Genomic DNA, 3,149 nt, shown 5'->3' on the forward strand with positions numbered 1-3,149 from the left:
GTTGGTTGCGGGAGCAGGATTTGAACCTGCGACCTTCAGGTTATGAGCCTGACGAGCTACCGGGCTGCTCCATCCCGCGGAGATTGTTGGTTATGATCGTTAGAGAGATTTTTTTGGTATTTACTAGGTTTGGCGGTGACCTACTCTCCCAGGGCTTAAGCCCAAGTACCATTGGCGCGACGGCACTTAACTTCCGGGTTCGGGATGGGACCGGGTGTTTTGCTCGTGCTATGACCACCAAACCGAGTAAATACCAAAAGCCTCCGGCTTTTGGTATTTGCGGCAGGCAGGATATTTGCGAAGCAAATGCCCGTTGCCGCAGGCCCGTTATGTCACGGGTCGTTTTCCAAAAGCGGAAGGTTTTTAGATCAACGTTTTGTCCAAGTTTCGTTTTGCTTTTTGGTGTTTACGAGACTGTCTGTTACTGGAACAGATCAAGCCTATCGGGCGATTAGTACCGGTCAACTGAATGCATTGCTGCACTTACATCTCCGGCCTATTGACGTGGTGGTCTTCCACGGCCCTCAGGGATACCTTGTTTTGAGGGGGGCTTCCCGCTTAGATGCCTTCAGCGGTTATCCTTTCCGATCATAGCTACCCTGCACTACCGTTGGCACGATAACAGGTCCACCAGTGGATCGTTCACCCCGGTCCTCTCGTACTAGGGGCAACTCCTCTCAAGTATCCTACACCCACGGCAGATAGGGACCGAACTGTCTCACGACGTTCTAAACCCAGCTCACGTACCTCTTTAAACGGCGAACAGCCGTACCCTTGGGACCTGCTCCAGCCCCAGGATGAGATGAGCCGACATCGAGGTGCCAAACACTGCCGTCGATATGGACTCTTGGGCAGTATCAGCCTGTTATCCCCGGCGTACCTTTTATCCGTTGAGCGATGGCCCTTCCACTCGGGACCACCGGATCACTATGGCCGACTTTCGTCTCTGCTCGACTTGTCAGTCTCGCAGTCAGGCTGGCTTCTGCCATTGCACTCAACGAGCGATTTCCGACCGCTCTGAGCCAACCTTCGCGCGCCTCCGTTACGCTTTAGGAGGCGACCGCCCCAGTCAAACTACCCGCCACGCAGGGTCCCGGATCCGGATAACGGACCGCGGTTAGACATCAAGAGTGCGAAGGGTGGTATCTCAAGGGAGGCTCCACCGGAACTAGCGTTCTGGTTTCGATGCCTACCACCTATCCTGCACATCACAATCCTGATGCCAGTGCGAAGCTGTAGTAAAGGTGCACGGGGTCTTTCCGTCTAACCGCGGGAAGCCTGCATCTTGACAGGCAATTCAATTTCGCTGAGTCGATGTTGGAGACAGCGGGGAAGTCGTTACGCCATTCGTGCAGGTCGGAACTTACCCGACAAGGAATTTCGCTACCTTAGGACCGTTATAGTTACGGCCGCCGTTTACCTGGGCTTCAATTCGGAGCTCTCACTCCTCCTTTTAACCTTCAGGCACCGGGCAGGCGTCAGACCCTATACGTCGTCTTGCGACTTCGCAGAGCCCTGTGTTTTTAATAAACAGTCGCCACCCCCTGGTTTGTGCCCCCGGATCCAAGTTGCCTTGAACCCGGGCCTCCTTCTCGCGAACTTACGGAGGTATTTTGCCGAGTTCCTTCAACATCGTTCTCTCAAGCGCCTTGGTATTCTCTACCAGTCCACCTGTGTCGGTTTAGGGTACGGTCTGATGGAGGGCTATTTCCAGGGACTGCTCAGCAGCCCAACCAATCCGATAAGGCTGAACTACAGTCGCAATCCGTCACATCCTCCTGGCCCAGGAATATTAACCTGGTTCCCATCGCCTACGCCTTTCGGCCTCGGCTTAGGGGCCGGCTTACCCTGCTCAGATTAGCTTTAAGCAGGAACCCTTGGACTTTCGGCGAGAGTGTCTCTCACACTCTTTGTCGCTACTCATGTCATCATTCTCGCTAGTGATCTCTCCACCGGATGGCTCACGCCCCGGCTTCATCGAAAGCCTCTTGTCTCCAATCTTCCCGAAGGAAGTAAGGAGACATGAGACTATGTCACACTACGCTCTGCTACCATGCACTATGTGCATCCTCGGCTTCGGCTCATGGCTTGAGCCCCGTTACATCTTCGCCGCAGGACAACTTATTTAGACCAGTGAGCTGTTACGCTATCTTTAAAGGATGGCTGCTTCTAAGCCAACCTCCTGGTTGTTTTGGTCGTCCCACCTGCTTTCCCACTTAGCCATGAATTGGGGGCCTTAGCCGGAGGTCAGGGTTGTTTCCCTCTCCACTACGGACGTTAGCATCCGCAGTGTGTCTGCCATCTAGTACTCCCGGGTATTCGGAGTTTGGTTAGGATCAGTAAGCCTGTGGGGCCCCATTACCCATCCAGTGCTCTACCCCCCGGGGTATTCGGATGACGCTCTACCTAAATAGATTTCGCAGAGAACCAGCTATCTCCGAGTTTGATTGGCCTTTCACCCCTAGGCACAGCTCATCCCGATCTTTTTCAACAGATGTGGGTTCGGTCCTCCAGTGCGTGTTACCGCACCTTCAACCTGGCCATGCCTAGATCACTCGGTTTCGGGTCTGATCCCACGAACTCATTCGCCCTATTAAGACTCGCTTTCGCTGCGCCTTCGCCTAGCGGCTTAAGCTTGCTCGTGAGACCAAGTCGATGACCCATTATACAAAAGGTACGCTGTCAGCCCTCAAGGGGCCTCCAACTGATTGTAGGCGTTCGGTTTCAGGTACTGTTTCACTCCCCTCGTCGGGGTGCTTTTCACCTTTCCCTCACGGTACTGGTTCACTATCGGTCAGTAAGGAGTACTTAGCCTTCGAAGGTGGTCCTCCGATCTTCAGACAGAATTTCACGTGTTCCGCCCTACTTAATACGTCCATCAAAGCTTCCTGTACGGGGCTATCACCCGCTATGGCTGCGCTTCCCAACGCATTCCAGTCACTTCTCTGGCTCGGCTGGTCCCCGTTCGCTCGCCGCTACTAAGGGAGTATCAATTGATGTCCTTTCCTCCGGGTACTTAGATGTTTCAGTTCCCCGGGTTTGCTCTTAAAACCCTATGTATTCAGGTTTTAAGTACCTGGTTCAGCAAGATATTGGCTACCGTGGTAACAATATCGAACTGTCAGGTGGGTTCCCCCATTCGGAAATTC

At 53.6% G+C, this 3,149-nt stretch carries 1 tRNA gene and 2 rRNA genes; all 3 read right to left on the minus strand.

The features are described from left to right. Window positions 1–2: 2 nt before the first annotated feature. Window positions 3–79: transfer RNA gene (locus C6W91_RS20825), tRNA-Met, on the minus strand. A gap of 48 nt (window positions 80–127) precedes the next feature. Further along, a 5S ribosomal RNA gene (gene rrf, locus C6W91_RS20830) occupies window positions 128–242 on the minus strand. A 188-nt stretch (window positions 243–430) separates the two neighbouring features. After that, window positions 431–3,149: ribosomal RNA gene (locus C6W91_RS20835) — 23S ribosomal RNA — on the minus strand; the annotation flags it as partial.

The sequence above is a fragment of the Phaeobacter sp. SYSU ZJ3003 genome (assembly GCF_041300735.1).
GTDB lineage: Bacteria > Pseudomonadota > Alphaproteobacteria > Rhodobacterales > Rhodobacteraceae > Phycobacter > Phycobacter gallaeciensis_A.